Annotated in this window: 20 protein-coding genes; 8 read left to right on the top strand and 12 right to left on the bottom strand. The window is 60.0% G+C overall.

The genetic code is table 11. The annotated features are described in order from the left end of the window. Positions 1-10: 10 nt before the first annotated feature. Positions 11-361: a hypothetical protein gene (locus Q1A63_RS19715; RefSeq protein ID WP_298974777.1), complete on the bottom strand. Its 351-nt coding sequence runs from the start codon at positions 359-361 to the stop codon at positions 11-13. A 183-nt stretch (positions 362-544) separates the two neighbouring features. Between Q1A63_RS19715 and Q1A63_RS19710 the strand changes: the two genes are divergently transcribed. Beyond that, the gene (locus Q1A63_RS19710; protein ID WP_298974775.1) at positions 545-1,519 is read left to right on the top strand and encodes a glutathione S-transferase family protein; all 975 of its coding nucleotides are present in this window, start codon (positions 545-547) and stop codon (positions 1,517-1,519) included. A 34-nt stretch (positions 1,520-1,553) separates the two neighbouring features. On the opposite strand, the gene Q1A63_RS19705 is transcribed toward Q1A63_RS19710, so the two are convergent. Next, entirely contained in the window at positions 1,554-1,934 is a 381-nt protein-coding gene (locus Q1A63_RS19705; protein ID WP_298974774.1) for a response regulator, read from the bottom strand. Positions 1,935-2,131: 197 nt separating this feature from the next. On the opposite strand from Q1A63_RS19705, the gene Q1A63_RS19700 reads away from it, so the two are divergent. The 3 genes from Q1A63_RS19700 to Q1A63_RS19690 are packed head-to-tail and all read left to right on the top strand — an operon-like array spanning position 2,132 to position 5,173. Next, complete coding sequence (locus Q1A63_RS19700; protein WP_298975004.1) at positions 2,132-3,085, top strand: threonine-phosphate decarboxylase; 954 nt, start codon at positions 2,132-2,134, stop codon at positions 3,083-3,085. Next, the gene (gene cbiB, locus Q1A63_RS19695) at positions 3,082-3,987 is read left to right on the top strand and encodes an adenosylcobinamide-phosphate synthase CbiB (RefSeq protein ID WP_298974773.1); all 906 of its coding nucleotides are present in this window, start codon (positions 3,082-3,084) and stop codon (positions 3,985-3,987) included. Before Q1A63_RS19700 ends, cbiB begins: the two co-directional genes overlap by 4 nt. A gap of 22 nt (positions 3,988-4,009) precedes the next feature. Continuing rightward, the gene (locus Q1A63_RS19690) at positions 4,010-5,173 is read left to right on the top strand and encodes a lytic murein transglycosylase (RefSeq protein WP_299632392.1); all 1,164 of its coding nucleotides are present in this window, start codon (positions 4,010-4,012) and stop codon (positions 5,171-5,173) included. A gap of 116 nt (positions 5,174-5,289) precedes the next feature. Here Q1A63_RS19690 and Q1A63_RS19685 read toward each other — a convergent pair whose 3' ends face one another. Then, positions 5,290-5,631, bottom strand: a complete 342-nt coding sequence (locus Q1A63_RS19685) for a hypothetical protein (RefSeq protein WP_299632391.1) — start codon at positions 5,629-5,631, stop codon at positions 5,290-5,292. Positions 5,632-5,744: 113 nt separating this feature from the next. Next, complete coding sequence (smc, locus tag Q1A63_RS19680) at positions 5,745-9,200, bottom strand: chromosome segregation protein SMC (RefSeq protein WP_299632390.1); 3,456 nt, start codon at positions 9,198-9,200, stop codon at positions 5,745-5,747. Between the two features lie 286 nt (positions 9,201-9,486). Here smc and Q1A63_RS19675 point away from each other — a divergent pair, with 286 nt between their 5' ends. Then, on the top strand, positions 9,487-10,257 hold the full coding sequence (locus Q1A63_RS19675; RefSeq protein WP_299632389.1) for an FCD domain-containing protein: 771 nt from the start codon (positions 9,487-9,489) through the stop codon (positions 10,255-10,257). Between the two features lie 122 nt (positions 10,258-10,379). Here the strand turns inward: Q1A63_RS19675 and Q1A63_RS19670 are convergent, their stop codons facing one another. The 6 genes from Q1A63_RS19670 to Q1A63_RS19645 all read right to left on the bottom strand — a co-directional run bounded on the left by Q1A63_RS19670 (position 10,380) and on the right by Q1A63_RS19645 (position 14,026). Continuing rightward, positions 10,380-10,946, bottom strand: coding sequence for a F0F1 ATP synthase subunit B (locus tag Q1A63_RS19670; protein WP_298974768.1), 567 nt, complete (start codon positions 10,944-10,946; stop codon positions 10,380-10,382). Between the two features lie 5 nt (positions 10,947-10,951). Continuing rightward, positions 10,952-11,479, bottom strand: coding sequence for a F0F1 ATP synthase subunit B' (locus Q1A63_RS19665; protein WP_298974767.1), 528 nt, complete (start codon positions 11,477-11,479; stop codon positions 10,952-10,954). An 84-nt stretch (positions 11,480-11,563) separates the two neighbouring features. Beyond that, a complete protein-coding gene (locus Q1A63_RS19660; RefSeq protein ID WP_011567586.1) occupies positions 11,564-11,788 on the bottom strand; it encodes a F0F1 ATP synthase subunit C in 225 nt (74 codons plus the stop codon). Between the two features lie 58 nt (positions 11,789-11,846). Further along, positions 11,847-12,593, bottom strand: a complete 747-nt coding sequence (locus Q1A63_RS19655) for a F0F1 ATP synthase subunit A (RefSeq protein WP_298974766.1) — start codon at positions 12,591-12,593, stop codon at positions 11,847-11,849. After that, entirely contained in the window at positions 12,583-12,927 is a 345-nt protein-coding gene (locus Q1A63_RS19650; RefSeq protein WP_298974765.1) for an AtpZ/AtpI family protein, read from the bottom strand. Before Q1A63_RS19650 ends, Q1A63_RS19655 begins: the two co-directional genes overlap by 11 nt. 202 nt (positions 12,928-13,129) lie before the next feature. Continuing rightward, positions 13,130-14,026, bottom strand: coding sequence for a LysR substrate-binding domain-containing protein (locus tag Q1A63_RS19645; RefSeq protein ID WP_298974764.1), 897 nt, complete (start codon positions 14,024-14,026; stop codon positions 13,130-13,132). A 139-nt stretch (positions 14,027-14,165) separates the two neighbouring features. On the opposite strand from Q1A63_RS19645, the gene Q1A63_RS19640 reads away from it, so the two are divergent. Further along, entirely contained in the window at positions 14,166-14,375 is a 210-nt protein-coding gene (locus Q1A63_RS19640; RefSeq protein WP_298974763.1) for a hypothetical protein, read from the top strand. Positions 14,376-14,414: 39 nt separating this feature from the next. After that, positions 14,415-14,747, top strand: coding sequence for a metalloregulator ArsR/SmtB family transcription factor (locus Q1A63_RS19635; protein WP_298974762.1), 333 nt, complete (start codon positions 14,415-14,417; stop codon positions 14,745-14,747). Positions 14,748-14,860: 113 nt separating this feature from the next. On the opposite strand, the gene Q1A63_RS19630 is transcribed toward Q1A63_RS19635, so the two are convergent. Both Q1A63_RS19630 and Q1A63_RS19625 read right to left on the bottom strand, forming a co-directional pair. Continuing rightward, positions 14,861-15,778, bottom strand: a complete 918-nt coding sequence (locus tag Q1A63_RS19630; RefSeq protein WP_298974761.1) for a DMT family transporter — start codon at positions 15,776-15,778, stop codon at positions 14,861-14,863. Beyond that, positions 15,775-16,653: a LysR family transcriptional regulator gene (locus tag Q1A63_RS19625; protein WP_298974760.1), complete on the bottom strand. Its 879-nt coding sequence runs from the start codon at positions 16,651-16,653 to the stop codon at positions 15,775-15,777. Before Q1A63_RS19625 ends, Q1A63_RS19630 begins: the two co-directional genes overlap by 4 nt. Before the next feature lie 134 nt (positions 16,654-16,787). Here Q1A63_RS19625 and Q1A63_RS19620 point away from each other — a divergent pair, with 134 nt between their 5' ends. Next, the gene (locus Q1A63_RS19620) at positions 16,788-17,366 is read left to right on the top strand and encodes an NAD(P)H-dependent oxidoreductase (protein ID WP_298974759.1); all 579 of its coding nucleotides are present in this window, start codon (positions 16,788-16,790) and stop codon (positions 17,364-17,366) included. Positions 17,367-17,416 lie beyond the last annotated feature (50 nt).

The following is a 17,416-nucleotide window of genomic DNA, read 5'->3' as shown; positions in this document are numbered from 1 at the left end:
TTCTCGGGCCTTAACGCGCGTCTTCGATCAGACCGACCGGCGCGTCATCGGCAATTTCAAAATCTACCGCTGGCGCCTGTGACACTGCCGTGGCCCGTTTGAATTCGTAGCGGCGTTCGCCATTTTCGTCATCGCTGGCAATGATCAGGCACTGCATCAGGTGCAGACTGCCATCATAGAGGTCCACCCGACCACGCAGGCTCGGCGCTTCTGCTTCCATCGCGAAACCGGATTTCCACATGCGCAGGATCGGGTGAATTTTACCCCCGGCGCTCACACGCAGCCGAGAGGCGCGTTTCAATGACGCAACGCGTGCCTTGTCCAAACCTGCTTGAATTTCCTTGGAAAAAATCGCTTCCATATCGTTAATACCCTACATAATCCCCACAGCACATTGATGCGCCAATGCGCTAAAAATCAAGTTAAGTTTTTATGTCATAAAGACTGTCCTGTGCACTCATGCGGAGGTCTATGCGCGGGACTTGCGCTGTCATCTTTAATGCCGACTGCGTAGAAAACGACCAACGCAATAAGGGGAATCGGCATGGGACTTTTGGTAGACGGCATCTGGCACGACACGTGGTATGATACCAAATCCACCGGCGGAAAATTCAAGCGGTCCGAGGCGAAATTTCGCAACTGGATCACCGCGGATGGCGCTGCAGGCCCCTCAGGAGAGGCTGGCTACAAGGCCGATTCGGGCCGCTACCACCTCTATGTCAGCTATGCCTGCCCCTGGGCACATCGCACGTTGATCTTCCGTAAACTCAAAGGATTAGAAGATCACATCGGCGTCTCGGTGGTTCATCCGGACATGCTGATCGATGGCTGGACTTTTGAGACGGACGACCAGGGTGCCACAGGCGACACGCTTTACGAGATGCCTTTTGCCCGCAATATCTACACCAAGGCAGATCCGGTGTTTTCCGGGCGTGTGACGGTGCCCATCCTCTGGGACAAGGAGCGCGAAACCATCGTCTCGAATGAAAGCTCAGAGATCATCCGGATGTTCAACCTGGCCTTTGATGGCATCACGGGGAACACCATTGACTATTGGCCAAACGCACTGCACGACGCCATTGCCCCGGTGAATGACCGCATTTACGACACCCTGAACAATGGCGTTTACAAATGTGGATTTGCAACGACCCAATCGGCCTATGATGCGGCTGTAACGCCACTTTTCGAGACGCTGGACTGGCTGGAAACCCGTCTTGCAGACAGCCGTTATCTGATGGGCGACCGGCAAACCGAAGCAGATTGGCGGCTTTTCACAACGCTGGTGCGCTTTGATCCGGTCTATCACCTGCATTTCAAATGCAACCGGAAACGGCTAATCGATTTTCCCAACCTCTGGGCCTACACGCGCGACCTGTTTCAAACGCCCGGGGTCGCCGAAACGGTGAATTTCGCGCATATCATCCGCCACTACCATTTCAGTCACGAAAGCATAAACCCGCACCGGATCATCCCGATCGGACCCGAACTCGATTTTTTGGCTCCCCACAATCGCGGGTGATGCCTAAAACGGGTGTTTGTAGCGGTTGGCCCGTTCAGGCCGCCCCGGAATGCTCTGAGACACCGCCATAATGCTCGACCATGGCAGCCAAATCCTCGGGGGGCGTGGCACTCTGCACAAACGCGCAGGCGTTCGTTGCGTGCCGGAAAATCGAGCCATCCGAGAAAAACGACGTGTTGGTGACAAAGATTACCCGTGCGTCGGGCAACCTGTAACTTGCATAGTCTGCAACCGCCAACGCCGATCCATCGCCCAGCATCAGATCCATGATGATCACGTCAGTCTGATGCGTGCTCAGGTGGTCGATGGCATCGACTTGACCCGACGCACGTGCAACTGTCATGCCCATGCGCTCAAGGTGTCTTTGCCATAGTGTAGCCAGATCGTTTTGGCTCTCAACGATTAGAACCTTCATCTGTCCTCCATTCCAGCTTTTGCTGAAATATGTTTGCACCGCATACCCGTGGTCTGCCTCAAAGGTTAACAAACGATTAAGCACTCAGCGACATCTTTATCAATTGGCAATAGACTTGAACAACCGGCTGATTTCCGCTTTTAGCGGGTTTGAAAGGCGCGGATTTGCGCCACGATCTTGGAAAAGTAGGCATATTGTTGACGGGACTTGGGCGTGATCATGGCGGTGGGTTGGATGCTGCAGTTGCTCGCTTCGGGGGCACGCGAATCGGGTGGATTGACCTCTCGACGGGTATCAATCCTGTAGCATTCCCTGTCTCCAACCTGCCTTTCGATGCCTGGACAGCCCTGCCCGACAAGACCGCACTGTCCAACCTGCTCAAAGCGGCACGTCGCTTTTGGGGCATTCCGGAGCAGGCTGGGTTGATCGCGGCGCCGGGCGCATCAGCCGTGATCGCGCAAATCCCGCAGGTGTTGCCGAAAGGGACCGTCTGTATTCCGGAGCCGACATATAACGAGCATGCAGCGGCCTTCAGGACTTATGGATGGGAGGTCACACAGGCTGGACCTGCCGATGTTCAGGTTGTCGTGCATCCGAACAATCCCGATGGTCGCCAATGGACGCAGGATACACTCCCGGTGCGGGATGCAACGCTCACGATCATTGATGAGAGCTTTTGTGACATCGCACCCTCCCTATCGCTGATTGACAGCGCAGGCAGGCCCGGCACCCTTGTGCTGAAAAGCTTTGGTAAATTCTGGGGGCTGGCCGGGGTGCGGTTGGGTTTTCTTGGCGGAGATCCTGAATTGATCGATCGACTGGCCGATACACTGGGGCCCTGGGCGGTATCCGGACCGGCGCTGCACATCGGTGCGCAGGCGCTTTCCGATCTGGATTGGGCGCGCACGACACGAGACCGGCTTTCTGAGGATGCCGCACGTCTTGACGCGCTGATGCAGATTGCCGGCGCCAAGGTGATTGGCGGCACCCCGCTGTTCCGTCTCTATGACGTGGGCGAGGCAATTGAGTGGCAAACGCGATTGGCACAGCATAAAATCTGGAGCCGGACTTTCCCTTACGCCCGCGGTTGGCTGCGCCTCGGCTTGCCACATCCGCTGCACTGGCCGCGGGTCGAAGCAGCATTGGCATGAGCAACGCTCTTTTGATCATCTGCGCGCTGCTACTTGATGCAGCAATAGGAGAACCGAAATGGCTGTGGAGCCGCATGCCCCATCCCGCCGTGCTGATGGGCAAGCTTGTCGGCGCGCTCGACCGCCGCTTTAACACAGGAAGCCAGCGCCGGGTCAAAGGCTTCGCTTGCGTTCTCATCCACCTGATCACCGGTGCCGCACTTGGCCTAATGCTCAGCGCTCTGGGGCCTGCGGTCGAAATCCTGGTGGCGGCGGTATTGCTCGCGCAGCGCTCTTTGGTGCAGCATGTCTCAATCGTCGGCGACGGGCTCAGGGTCTCGGTGCGGGAAGGCCGCCGCATGGTGGCCCGGATCGTCGGCCGCGATACCGCGGCCATGGACGACAGCCAGATCGCGCGCGCCGCCATTGAAAGCGCCGCTGAAAACCTGTCGGATGGCGTGATTGCCCCCGCGTTCTGGTTCCTGATTGCGGGCCTGCCTGGGCTGGTGATTTACAAATTGATCAATACGGCAGACAGCATGATCGGTTACCGCACGCCACGACATGAAGAATTCGGGTGGGCCGCTGCGCGCCTGGACGATCTCTTGAACCTGATCCCGGCGCGGCTGACCGCGGTGCTGATTGCCCTGCCCGCAGGATGTCTGGACATTACCGGCATCCGATCAGACGCCGGGTTGCACCGCTCTCCCAATGCCGGCTGGCCGGAGGCCGCCCTGTCGCGTGTGCTTGGCATCGCCCTTTCCGGCCCCCGCGCCTATGAGGGTGAAATGCGTGACTTCCCCTGGGTGAACGCCGAAGGCCGCCGCGCACTGACACCTGTAGACATCGACGCCAGTATCGTGATGCTGTGGAAAGCGTGGGGGGCCTTTCTGGCCCTCTGCGCCCTGATTGTTCTTTTGTAACCCGATATTCCGGAGGTTTCTGATGCGACTACCCCTTATTGCCCTGTGTCTTGCTGCCTTGCCCTTCTCCGCGCAGGCCTGTGGTGGCTCCTTTTCCGATTTCGTCAGCGGGCTGAAATCCGAGGCGATTGCAAAGGGGCATGACGGGGCAAAGGTGAACCAGTTCTTTGCCGGCGTTGCCCAAGACAGCAGGGTGCTCAAGGCGGATCGGGCCCAAGGCGTTTTTCAACGGCCTTTCCTCGATTTTTCAAAACGCCTGATTTCGGCAGATCGGCTCAAGCGCGGGATCAGCAACGCGAAGAAATATGACGCAACCTTTGATCGGGTCGAGCAGACCTACGGCGTTGATCGCGGCGTGCTTCTGGCTTTCTGGGCGTTTGAGACGGATTACGGCGGGTTTCAGGGCGATTTCAACACGGTCAATGCGCTGGTCACCCTGTCTCACGACTGTCGCCGTCCCGAGCTTTTCCGGCCACAAGTCTTTGCCGCCCTTGAGCTTTATGAGCGTGGTGCCCTTGATCCCAGAACCACCACCGGCGCCTGGGCGGGCGAGATTGGCATGGTCCAGATGCTGCCCCGCGATATCCTCGAAAACGGCGTGGATGGGGATGGCGATGGTAAGGTTTCGTTAAAGACTTCGGCGGTGGATGCGTTGATGTCGGGGGGATCCATGCTCAAGAGCCTCGGCTGGCGGGCTGGCGAGCCCTGGATTCAAGAGGTCAGCGTACCGGGCACATTTGACTGGTCGCAGAGCGGGCTCAAGGTTGTCAAACCGACATCGCACTGGGCTGCCATGGGCGTCGAAGCGCGCAGCGGTGCGCTTGAAAAAAATTTGCCCGCCGCCTTGATCCTGCCGCAGGGGCACAAGGGGCCTGCCTTTCTCGCCTATCCAAATTTCAATGTATATTTTGAATGGAATCAAAGCTTTACCTATGTCATGACCGCCGCATATTTCGCCACTCGGCTACAAGGCGCACCCGTTCACGACGCAGGCAACCCAGACCCTGGACTTTCCGGTGCGCAAACCAAGGAGCTGCAACGCAAGCTTCAGGCACGCGGCCATGACGTGGGCAAGGTCGACGGCATTCTGGGCGCACGCACGCGCGCTGCCGTGCAAACCGAGCAGAAACGGCTGGGGCTACCTGCGGATGCCTGGCCCACCCCGACCCTCCTCTCGCGGCTTTGACGCCCTCGCCGTTAACCTTTCTTTACCGCAGAAAACGTAGTTTCTCGGGTGAAACTTACATTCAGGTTTGTTTTCTACCACTCGACCCTGCGCGCTGAGGCAGCGCGGGGTCTTTTTTATTCCAGGACCTCAGGTCGAATTGGAAATCGCTGCCCATCCTCGGTCAGCAGCACGATGCGGGTGCCGCTTTGCACATAGCGATCACATCGCGCAAAACCATTGCGATACTGGATACAGACCGTCCCGTCGGGTTCGATCCTGTAGCGGCCATAGGCAGACTGGCCGCTCGCATAGGTATAGGAATACGCCCCACCCGCCGAAAACTTGGACTGCCCATCGTCATAAAACACAAGCGTCTGACCGGTCGTCAGCTGCGCCACTTCCATGTGAGACAGCAATTTGTCCCCCGCCCGCAGCGCCCAATCCTGCGCGGCGGCGGCGATCGGAATTATCAACATTGCAATCAGAAAGATGACCCGGGACATGACGAACAGCATAGCCCGGAACCGGGGCCGCGCGTTACACGATCAGGTGATCTTCCAGACACGCAAGCCTGTGCACCGGCAGCGCGTCACGCGACCAGCGTCTCAGCCTTCTTCAGGTCCACAGATACCAGTTGGCTGACACCCTGCTCAGCCATCGTGACGCCAAAGAGCCGGTCCATCCGCGCCATCGTTACCGCGTGGTGGGTGATGATCAGGAAACGGGTTTCCGTCTGGCGACACATCTCGTCCAACAGATCGCAGAACCGCGTCACATTTGCATCATCGAGCGGGGCATCCACCTCGTCGAGCACGCAAATCGGGGCCGGGTTGGCCAGGAACACCGCGAAGATCAGGGCCATGGCCGTCAAGGTTTGCTCGCCGCCCGACAACAGGCTCAGCGTCGACAGCTTCTTGCCCGGCGGCTGGCACATGATCTCAAGGCCCGCCTCCAGCGGATCATCGCTCTCGACCATGACCAGATTGGCCTCGCCACCGCCGAAAAGATGGGTGAAGAGCATGGAGAAATTCGAATTCACCTGCTCAAAGGCTGTCAACAACCGCTCGCGCCCCTCACGGTTCAGACTGGCAATGCCGCCGCGCAGGGTCTTGATCGCTTCTTCCAGATCAGCCTTCTCACCGGTCAACGTATCGTATTCGGTCTGCACCTCGCGGGCATCTTCCTCGGCCCGCAGGTTGACCGCGCCCAAGGCGTCACGCTGGCGCTTCAAGCGGTTCACATCCGCCTCCAGGGTTTCCGCGCCCGGCATCTGGTCGGGGGTCACGTCCAATTGACCCAAAAGCTGGTTCGGCGTGATCTGGCTTTCATCGGCAATGCGTTCTGCGGCCAGGGCCACCGTTTCGCGCGCGGCATCACTGCGCGCCTCCGCCCGCGCCCGTGCTTCACGGGCCTCAGAAGCTGTACGCTCCGCCTCCCGCTCCGCCATGGTCGCCTCACGCAAAGCACCTTCAGCGGTCGACAAGGCATCCGAGCTTTGCGCCTTGCGCGCCTCTGCCACCGTGATCGCCTCGCCCATCTCGGCGCGTTTGGTGGCAATCTCTGCAGGCGCAGCGCTGGCCTCCTCCAATTCCGCTTCGGTCGCGGTTTTGCGCGCCACCAACTCCGCGCTGCGCTTTTCTGCCGTCTCCAGACGGTGCCGCCAGCCGCTGACTTCCTTGGTAACCTCCTGCGCGCGTTTGGTGCGCGCCTCGCCCTCACGGCGTAATTCGTCATGCGCAGACCGACGCGACATCATGGTGATCCGCGCGGCTTCTACGGCCATGCGGACTGCGTCGACCATCTCGCGCGCCTCAGTCAGATCGCCGAGGTCTTCCAGCGCGCGCTCCGCTTCCTTCAGCCGTGTGCGCGCGCCCATCGCTTCTTCTTCGTGGCGCGTCACAGCCAGCCCCAGGGACTCCAGCCGACCTTCGGCCAGATTTCGATCCGCCTCCGCCCGGCTCAGCCGCCGACCCGCCTCAGCGACCAATCGGTCCGCCGCGCGGCGCGCCTCCCGCGCGAGGGCATCCGCCTTTGTCAGCTCCGCCAGTTGCGTGCCCAGATGGTCATGCGCCGCTTTGGCCCCATCTGCCCGTTGCGACGCCTGTTCCAGGTTTTGTTTGAGCTCCTCAAGACGGTTGAGCTGTTGCAAGCGCAAGGCCGCCGCCGATGGCGCATCCTCGGCCCAGGCGCGAAACCCGTCCCAGCGCCACAAGTCCCCCTCGGGCGATACCAGCCGCTGTCCGGGGTTCAGTGCTGCCTGCAAACGCGGGCCCTCGTCGGCATCCACAAGACCGATCTGGCTAATCCGGCGCGCCAGGACTTCGGGAACATCCACAAAAAGAGACAGGGGCTTAACCCCTTCCGGCAAAGCCTGATGACGCTCGTAGGCAGGCAATGCAGCCCAACCAGACGGCCCGTCCGCGGACACCTCCGGCGCGCGCAGATCGTCGGCCAGGGCAGCCCCCAGCGCTTTCTCATAGCCGCTTTTCACCTGCAGCTGATCAAGCACCTGCCCGCCTTCCGCCGTGTCACGGTCCACGAGTTTGGCGAGCGCACCCGCCTCGGCACGCAACGCGTTCATTTCGCCCTCGGCCTCGGAGCGGAGCGCCCGTGCATCCGCTTCGCGGCCTTGCGTCTCCGCCCGGGCTTCATCCGCTTCAACCAACGCCCGTTCTGCGTTCTCAGCCGTCGCAACCGCTTCCTTTTCCGCCGCTTCAGCCTCTGAGAAGTCCTGCCCGGCTTTGGTCAGCGCGGCCTGGCTTTCCGCCACCGCATCGCGGGCCTTCACCGCCTCGGCTTCTGCCTTGCTTTGCGTCTTGCGGCTGTCTTCGAGCAAGCGCTGCGCGGAGCCATGCCGGGCTGAAAGCCGCGCCATATCCTCGGTTTGCTGCGACAGCTCCCCCTCGCGCGTCTGCAAAACCGCCGCGGCCTCGCGCGCAGCTTCCGCCGCCTCTTCCAGTTTTTCCTCATGCCCTTCGGCAGCCTTGGACAGCTCCTGCGCTTCCCATTCCAGCCGCGCGATGGTCTCACCCGCATCACGGTTCAAGCCGCCTTCACGCTCAATATCGTGGCCCAGTTGCGCGATGCGCCCGGTCAGCGTTTCGATCAGCGCCTGCGCCCGGGCTTCCTGATCGCTCAGCGTGTCGCGCTCCACCGTCAACCGCTGCAAGACCGCAGCCGCAATGGCTTCCTCTTCCCGCAGCGGCGGCAATGCGCCTTCAGCCTCTTCACGGTGTTTGGCGGCCTGACGCACCGCCGCTTCTGCCTGCGCCGCCTCGGTCACCTTGCCCCGCAAGCTTTCCTCTGCGCTGGCACGCGCGTCATCCGCTTCACGCCACCGCCGATAGAGCAGCATGCCCTCGGCGCGGCGCAGGTCATTGCCGATCTCGCGATAGCGGGCCGCCTGCCGGGCCTGCCGGGCCAGTTGCGCAAGCTGATTTGCAAGCTGTTCGATCACATCATCGACCCGGGCCAGATTTGTCTCTGCCCCTTTCAGCTTCAGTTCCGCCTCGTGGCGACGTTGATAGAGCCCACTGATGCCCGCGGCCTCTTCCAGAATGCGACGACGGTTCTTGGGTTTGGCGTTGATCAGCTCCGCAATCTGCCCCTGCCGCACAAGGGCGGGGCTGTGGGCGCCTGTCGACGCATCGGCAAAGAGCATCTGCACATCTCGCGCGCGCACGTCCTTGGCACCAACCTTATAGGCGCTGCCGACATCACGGGTGATCCGCCGCACGATTTCCAACTGGTCGTTATCGTTGAACCCTGCCGGGGCCAGCCGGTCGGAGTTGTCAATATGCAGGGCCACTTCCGCAAAGTTGCGCGCGGGCCGGGTCGCTGCCCCGGCAAAGATTACATCCTCCATACCGCCACCACGCATCGCCGTGGGGCGGTTTTCCCCCATGACCCAGCGCAGCGCTTCGAGTAGATTGGACTTGCCGCACCCATTGGGGCCGACAACGCCTGTCAGACCATCCGCGATGATCAGATCCGTGGGGTCCACAAAGCTTTTGAAGCCGGTCAGTCGCAGTTTGGAAAAGCGCAATGCAGGGTGTCCAATGATTCCTAAGGTGCGTTAGCGTGAGGGGACAGGGGGCGTTCTGTCAACCAATTCACCCCACAAGATGGGGAGCATTTGTCAGTTATCCACAAGATATTGATGCAATCCCCCTTCCGGCGATCTCCTTGCCCTGAGCCTATCCGACAGTCAATATCCGGTTTTCCGCATGCAGGCGGTCAACCGCTCCCGGCACCGAAAGCGTGTTGCCACATCTCTATTGTTGTTTACCGCGCGCCAAAGTGGTCATATTATTTGACCAATAGGAGGCCGCATGCCCTTTCGCCCAGTCCAGTCGGAAAAGCTCTCAGCCGCCGTTGTGCGACAGATCGAGCAGCTCATCCTGCGCGGCATTCTGCGGCCGGGTGAGAGATTGCCTGCGGAGCGGGAGTTGGCAGAGCGTCTGAAAGTTTCGCGCCCCAGTCTGCGGGATGCCATCGGTGTGTTGCAGGAGGAAGGGCTGTTGAGCACGCGCGCGGGCGCTGGCGTATATGTCGCGGATGTTCTTGGGTCTGCCTTTGCCCCGGCGTTGGTGCAGCTTTTCGCGCGACATGACGAAGCTGTATTTGACTACTTGTCGTTTCGCAAAGACATGGAAGGGCTCGCCGCTGAGCGCGCTGCGCAGGTCGGCTCCGATACGGATTTGCGCGTGGTGCAGACTGTTTTTGACAAGATGGAAGTGGCCCATACCAAGCGCAATCCGGAAGACGAAGCGCAACTGGACGCGCAATTTCACATGGCAATTGTCGAGGCCAGCCACAATGTGGTCATGCTGCATATGATGCGGTCAATGTACCAGTTGCTGCGCGAAGGCGTGTTCTACAACCGTCAGGTCATGTTCAAGCAACGCGCCACGCGCGGTATGCTTCTGGACCAGCATCGGGCGATCAATGACCGGTTGCAGCAACGCGACCCGGAAGGCGCGAGACAGGCTGTGGAAACGCATCTGAACTACGTGGAAACCTGCCTGCACGGGCAGATCAAGGCGGACCGCAACGAAGAAGTCGCGCGACAACGGCTTGATCACGAGGTGGAACGCCACTAGCGGCGATATCTGCCCGGGGGCCGCATCAGGCAAGAATGCAAATTGCCCGCGTTCATACTCAGCCAACAAAAAACCCCGATCGGAAGATCGGGGTTCCCGTGACATCAGCTTCAGGCAGCCAATCAGTGTAGTTTAGCGTCTACTTCGGCAATCGCCCCATCGATCAGGCTGTTGCCCTGCGCGGCGGTCATCTGCTTGGCGATCACCTCGCGGGCCACAGCGACAGCGACGGTGATCGACTGATCCCGCACTTCCTTGACCGCAGCGCCCTGTGCCGTTGCAATCTGCTCTTCCGCGGCGGCCATACGGCGCTCCAGTGAAACGGCCAGATCGGCGCGGGCTTGCTCGGCGGCTGTGCGTGCTTCTTCCTTGGCAGCGGCGACGATGCGATCAGCCTGTTCCTGCACCTCGCGCTGTTTGCGCTCATAGCTGGCCAACAGGGACTGCGCCTCTTCGCGCAGCGCACGGGCTTCTTCCAGTTCGGACTGGATGCCTTCGGCGCGTTTGTCCAACATGCCGCCGATCAGCGAGGGTACTTTGAAGTAGATCAGAATGCCGATGAAAACGACCAGGCCGAGGAACACCACGAAGTCGGTGTTCTTCAAGGATATGCCACCGCCTGCGGCCATCGCCGGGCTCGCAATGCCCAGTGCAAATGTGGCAGTCAAAAAGGAAAATGTTTTGCGCATTGCGTTCATCCTTTCAACCGGGCGCCGACCGCCGTGGCAATTGCCTTGGCATCGGGTTTGCCGCCCATTGAGGCCACGATTTCACCGGCGGTATCGGCAGCCACTTCTTTGACCGCATCCATCGCGCCCGCACGGATTTCGGCAATCGCTTTTTCGGATTCTGCAGCCTTGGCCGCAATCTCCGCATCGGCTTTGGCGATAGCGGCATCCAGATCCGACTGAATTTCTGCCTTGGCCTCACCAACAATGCGGTGCGCCTCGGCACGTGCGTCCACTAGCGCCTTGTCATAGGCGGCTTCAGCTTCCTGCGCTTTGACTTTCAGATCCTCAGCGGCGGCGAGGTCACTTGTGATGGTGCCCTGGCGCTCTGCCAAAACAGCGGCGATCCGGGGCAGGGCCACCCGAGACAGGATAAAATAGATCACAATCAGCGTGATCACCAACCAGAAAATCTGGTTCCCCCATGTCGAGAAGTCGAGCTGTGGCATCCCTCCCGAGGAGGCAGCGTCAGCGCTATGTGTTTCGGTTGCCATGTCGGTCTCCTGCGCGGCGGGCCGTTACATCGGGCAGCGCGAGATGTCGCGCCGCCCGACCGTAAGGATAGTCGTCGTCTGCTCTTAGACGGCGAACATCAGCAACAGAGCGACGAGGAATGCGAAGATCCCCAGCGCTTCTGCGAAAGCGATACCGATGAAGAGTGTAGCTGTTTGGCTTGCAGCAGCAGATGGGTTTCGCAGTGCGCCTGCCAGGTAGTTGCCTGCAACGTTGCCAACCCCGATTGCGGCGGCGCCGGAACCGATTGCTGCCAGACCTGCGCCGATGTGTGCGAGTTCGCCTTCCATGTGAATTCTCCTTACGATTGGAAGTTGAGTATTTGGACGGGTGTCAAAATCGCCCGAATTAGTGATGCGGATGAAGCGCGTCCTTGAGGTACACGCACGTCAGGATGGTAAAGACATAGGCCTGAATGAAGGACACCAGGACCTCCAGGCCGTACATCGCGGTGATGCCAAGGATCGCAACCGGGCTTACAAGCGTCAGTGCAGCAAAACCGGCGAAAACCTTAATGACCGCGTGACCTGCCATGACGTTGCCCGCCAGACGAATGGAATGGCTCACGGGGCGCACGAAATATGAAATCAGCTCGATGATGGCCAGTACGGGCCGCAGGGCCAGAGGCGCCGACGATACCCAGAACAGACCCAAAAACGCCGCGCCGTTTTTGACAAAACCCAGGATTGTCACGGTCAGGAAGACCGCAAGCGCAAGCACCACGGTGACCGCGAAATGCGATGTCGGCGTGAAAGATGTAGGGATCAAGCCAAGGAAGTTGGCGCAGACAATGAACATAAAGAGGGTCATGATATACGGGAAATACCGCAGACCTTCCTTGCCGCAGATGTCTTCGACCATCTTGTAGACAAAGCCGTAGGCGAGTTCCGCAACCGATTGCGACCGGCTTGGCACGATGGCGCGTTTGGAGCTGCCCAGAACCAGCAGAAGGATGATGGCGACAATCGACAGACCCATCCAGAGCGCCGCATTTGTCGGCGTGTACCATGTGACATCACCGCCAAAAATCGGCTCGATGATGAACTGGTCCATCGGGTGGAAAACCAGACCGCCTTCTTCCGCCTTATCCGCCATTCCGGGCTCCCTCGTCTCGTTTCTCGGCCTCGTCGGCCAATTTCTTTTCCTGGATTTCCTGCGCAGAGCGGAGCATCGTTTTCACCCCGGCTGCCAGACCCAGCATTGTAAACAGCACCATGAAGATCGGGAGTGTTCCAAAGAGAACGTCGAGCCCGTATCCGATGCCAAAACCGATCCCCAGACCGGCCACCAATTCGATCACCATCCGCCAGGCAAGTTGCGCCTGAGAGTAGTGCTCATCCGCGCGGGGCGCTGGCGCTTGCGCCTGTTTTGCCGCTTCGATCTTGTCCTCAAGCTGCTGCATGCGCTGCTTTTGGTCGGGATCCGTCACGTCGAAACACCCCTTTGGATGGTTGCGCTGTTGCTATTGTGCACAGCGCTGCGAGTCAAGCACCGGCAGAGAGGCCCCAAGAACCATTTAAATATCTGATTTATCTACATTTACCTGACCTCGCAAAAACGCCGGTACAGGATGTCACAGGCTTATTTCGCGCTGCCTCGGCGGTTTGCATTATTCAACCAATTGGTTGACCTTAATCGGATAGCCCGGTCTCGCGAAAAGGTTCGGTCTGCTCCAGCAGCCACCGGCGGAACTGGCGCAGCGCTTTGCGGCGCATCCCGCGACTGCCATAGACCAGATGGTAGCTGCCCGACCGGATGCCCACATCGGAACACCGGATCAGCCGGCCCATGCGGCACTCCATATCGACACATTCCGCAGACCCCAGATAGATGCCGTGACCATGCAGCACCGCCTCGATCGCGAGGGTGGAGCGCATGCGCCAGCGTGGCTCGGTGATGGCGTCGGCACCGATGCCCGCCGCCTCGCACCATTGCTGCCAGACATTGCGCCCCCGGTCCTTGAGCAGGCGGAATTTCAGCAGCTCGGCCGCTGCGATCCCGCCCTCCGGGATCAGGCCTGGGGCCGCATAGGGATAGAGCGGCGCGTTGCTGAGCAGATCGGATGGGGCATCAACCCCGCCGGAGATCAGGAACCGCACGGCCAGGTCGGCCTCGTAGCGTTCGACGTCCGCGAGGTTCTGCGAGGCATCCAACCGGACCTCTACGTCAGGATATGCCTTGTAGAAGTCAGGCAGCCGGGGGATCAGGAACCGCTGCGCAAACAGGGTCTCACTGCTGACGGTGATCTGCCCTGCCGGGGCCTCCTCCAGTTCTTCGGTTGCCTCGCTGATCACATCAAGCGCCGGGATGATCCGCGTCAGATAGGCCTTGCCGTCGGGCGTCAGCTGCACTCCTCGTGGCAAATCACGAAAGAGCTGCGCACCCAACCGATGCTCCAGCCCGCGCACATGACGGCTGATCGCCGAATGGCTAACCCCCAGCTCATCGGCGGCACGGGAAAAGCTCTCATGCCGCCCCGCCGCCTCAAAGGCACGCAGGGCATTCAGCGGGGGGAGTTTGCGCGACATGGTATTTACGTGCGTTTTTTGCACAGGTTCTGTCAAGCAATTGTCTTTGTGAAATAACATAGGGGATACTAAATTTAACCTGAAACTCTGAAAACAGGTGATTTTCATGCAAACTCAGACCTTAAACGCAGCTTGCTGCGTGCAAGACAGATGTGTCGTAAACGCACCCGTCACACCCCGCAAAAGCCTCTGGCGCCAAATTCTGAACATTCTGCGGCCCCGACCCTATATCCCGCATGCCCGTGATCTCAGTGATCATATGGCGCGCGACATCGGCCTCAGCCCGGCAGAAATGGAACGCCACCGGCTGACCCTGCCTTCGCAGTCCACGTTCCACCCGCGCGGATGACACGCTTTCCCTCCGGCGGGGCGGGCGTTATGACGGGGTATGACACGCGACCTCGACCAGGCCTTTGCGGCACTTGCCGACCCGACACGGCGGGCCATTCTGACAATGTTGCTGGAAGACGATATGGCCGTCACGGATGTCGCGGAGCCGTTTGAGATGTCGCTTGCCGCGATCTCAAAGCATTTAACCGTCCTTACAAATGCGGGCCTGATTTCTCAGGAAAAACGTGGACGTGTAAAGTGGTGCAAGCTGGAGCCCGACGCCTTGCGGGCCGCATCGGTCTGGATGCAGGGCTTCGGGCAGTTCGAACCGGTCAACCTCGACGCGTTTGAGAGGTTCCTGGAATCCGAACTGCCTGAAGAGAGCGCCTGAACGGCGCGGTTTTGATCAGGTCGCAAAGTTGATCACAGCCATCACAATGACCACAAGTCCGACAAGATAAATAATACCGTGCATTGTTTTTCCCTCTCAATTTCTGTGGAGGATCAACGCGCGCCTGTCGGTTTCGGTTCCAGTTGTGGCCGACCATCGTCCCTGAGCAAGAGCCAGAGCGCGACCATTGTCAGCGCCACACCCCCCAAGACCGCCATGCCGGGCGCACCGTTACCCAGCGCCTGTTCCCACAGGATCACCCAGCTGGGCGTGAGGTAGGTATAGGCCATGACCTTGGCACTTGGCAGGCGCAGTGTCGCAAACTGCAGCAGCACAAAAGTCGCGGATGAGGCGAAAACCGCGATGTATATGAGTGTGATCCAAACGATCATGGGCAAGCCCGCCCAATCGGTGGCCATGATGTCGGACCACGCATAAAGCGTCAGCACCACGGCCCCGGCCACCAGAACGCCAAAGGTGAAAACCACCGCTGGCTCACCCCGGTTCAGCTTGCGCACCATCGGCGTGTAGACCGCATGCGCAACGCAGCCGACAAAATATATTGCCTCACCCTGCCCGACTTCAAACGCCCGAAACGCCGACCAATCCGCGCGAAAGATAACCCATAACGCGCCCACCGCCCCAATGGTCAGCGCCAAGGCCATGCGCGGCGTTGTCACCTGCCGCAACAGGATCCAGCCAAAGCCTGCAGCCATCACCGGTGTCAGCGTAAAGACCGCTGCAGCGCTCACCGGTGCCGCCGTTTTCAGCCCCTCGAACATCAGCACGAAATAGGTCACGAAGGTGCCGCCAAGCACGATGTAACGCCAGGGCGCGCGGAACGCGCCCATCGGGAGCCCGGTTGTCGCCGCTGCCACGGCCCCGATGACAGCGGCGGCCAGAACAAACCGCGCCGCGTTCAGCACTGCCGGATCGATGACATTGGCCACCTGTGCGCCCAGCGCGAAGGACCCGGCGACAAGCGCAGAAAACGTCAGCATGGCCAGGTGCCCTTGCTGGCCCGATGTCATACGATCCAGTCTTTCGACTGTTCCTTGAGGAACGTCAGGAAGGCCTGCACTTTGGTGGTACGATGCAAATCGACATGCGTCACCAGCCAGAGCGGTGCGGACCATTCCTCCTGGCGCTCGTAGATTTCCACAAGATCAGGGTCCTGACGGGCTTCTATCACGGGCAGGAACCCGATGCCCGCGCCCGCCTTGATCGCCTCCTCCAGCGCATGGGTGTCGGTGGAACGGAACGTAAGCGATGCGGTCGGGATATGGGACCGCAGCCATCGATTGAAGGGCGCGCGGCTGTTGTCGCTGTCGTGACCGACAAACCGGTGTTTGGCAAAATCGTCCAGGCCTTTGGGCGTGCCATTTGCGCTCAGATAGGCCTTTGTCGCGTAGAGACCCATTTTCTGTGGGTGGAAAGCCTGCACCACATTGTCGGGCTGATCGGGCGCCGACCCCGCCCGGATCGCAATATGCGCCTCTCCGTATTCCAGGCGGAACAACCGGTCCCCGGTCAGATACCGCACCACGACATCCGGATATTGCGTCTGAAACCTTGCCAGCAGCGGCACCATGCGCGGCGCAAGACTGATCAGCGAGGTCACCACCAGATCGCCGGACACCTCGTTGCCAAGCCCGCGGATTCTGCCCGCCAATTGGCTGAACTGATCATCCGTGGCCTGCGCCACCCGCAGCAGGTCCTGCCCCGCTTCGGTGGCGGTATATCCCCGCGCATGACGCTGAAACAGTTTAACGCCCAGACGTCCTTCGAGCGCATCAATGTGCCGGATCACCGTGGCATGGTGCACGCCCAGCACATCCGCTGCCCCGCTCACCGTGCCCATGCGCGCGACCTGATACGCCGTTTTTATTTCGTCCCAGTTATCCATATCGCCGCACTGATGCCCAGATATGTGCGAAAACGCACGATTTTTGTTCAATAACGCTAATTGCGTTCGAAATTGCAATAATCATATTTGTTGCACAACACAACACTCGTGCCACTGATAACAGGACCTCTGCAATGACAAAGACCATTCTGCACATTGATGCATCCGCGCGCCTTGCCGGTTCCACCACCCGCCAGCTGACCTCACGCATCGTCGAGAAATTGGGCGGTGACGTTATCCGCCGCGATTTAACGGACGCGCTGCCCCAGATCAACGAGGCCTGGGTCAACGCCAACTTCACCCCTGCCGACCAACGCAGCGAAGCGCAGGAACAAGCACTCGCGCTTTCTGATGCGCTTGTGGACGAAATCAAAGCCGCAGACGTCATCGTGATCGGCGCGCCGGTTTATAATTTTGGCGTCCCGGCCGCGCTCAAGGCCTGGATCGATCTGATTGTCCGCGCCGGGCTCACCTTTGCCTATACCGAAAACGGGCCAAAAGGCCTGCTGGAGGGCAAACGTGCGGTGATCGCCCTGGCGACCGGGGGGACGTCGGTTGGGTCTGAGATTGATTTCGCCTCTGGCTACCTGCGCCACATCATGGGGTTCATCGGCATTTCGGATGTCGACATCATCGCCGCTGACCGGGTGATGGCGGATGCGGAAAAGGCCGTGACAGGGGCTCACGCGCAAATCGACGCGTTGGCCGCCTGAGGGCGGACGCATCCCCGAACATCGAGCAAGATGGCGCCGGACCATTCCCG

The sequence above is a fragment of the uncultured Roseobacter sp. genome (genome assembly GCF_947499265.1).
Taxonomy (GTDB): domain Bacteria; phylum Pseudomonadota; class Alphaproteobacteria; order Rhodobacterales; family Rhodobacteraceae; genus Roseobacter.
Note: the sequence above shows the minus strand (reverse complement) of the source record. Positions and strands in the feature narration are given on the sequence as shown.